Source organism: Haloarchaeobius sp. FL176 (assembly GCF_024609245.1).
Lineage (GTDB): Archaea > Halobacteriota > Halobacteria > Halobacteriales > Natrialbaceae > Haloarchaeobius.
Genome location: NZ_JANJYH010000032.1, coordinates 1 through 551, shown reverse-complemented (window position 1 = coordinate 551; position 551 = coordinate 1). Strand labels below are relative to the sequence as shown.

Genomic DNA, 551 nt, shown 5'->3' with positions numbered 1-551 from the left:
TGAGGCCCAGAGATGGGTCGAATCTGGGCTTCGCAAGGGGGCTTAAGTCGTAACAAGGTAGCCGTAGGGGAATCTGCGGCTGGATCACCTCCACAGATCGGGACCAGACGATACGTCTGGCCCACCTTTGGCGTCCGAGTCCCGAGCCGTCGTCGTGCCCGATCGAGCACCTTTGAACTACCAAGGCTAACGCAGACCCCCGAGAGGGGGTGGGCCCATAGCTCAGTGGTAGAGTGCCTCCTTTGCAAGGAGGATGCCCTGGGTTCGAATCCCAGTGGGTCCATGTCGTTCGGATGGAGTTCGAATCGCTCCCCTTAAGTGTGGGAGACCGATACGACTCTATCCGAACAACGAACCGATGCACCACCCCGTGCAAGCGAGGGTGGGAAGGGTCGAACGTAGCCCAGCTTACACTCCTGGGCAACGTTATGACACCGTGTGTACGCGCAATCCAGGCGTCCACTGGACCATTCCGGGTCACAGTGAACGTCCCATATATTAACGTGGCTACTCTGCCACCTGATGGATAGCTCGGCTCAAGAGCCGACGAA

Annotated in this window: 1 tRNA gene and 1 rRNA gene; both read left to right on the top strand. The window is 58.6% G+C overall.

Annotated elements, in window-relative coordinates:
* Window positions 1-93: ribosomal RNA gene (locus NO978_RS19735) — 16S ribosomal RNA — on the top strand; the annotation flags it as partial.
* 118 nt (window positions 94-211) lie between these two features.
* Window positions 212-283 (top strand) — tRNA-Ala (locus tag NO978_RS19730).
* Window positions 284-551: the final 268 nt, after the last annotated feature.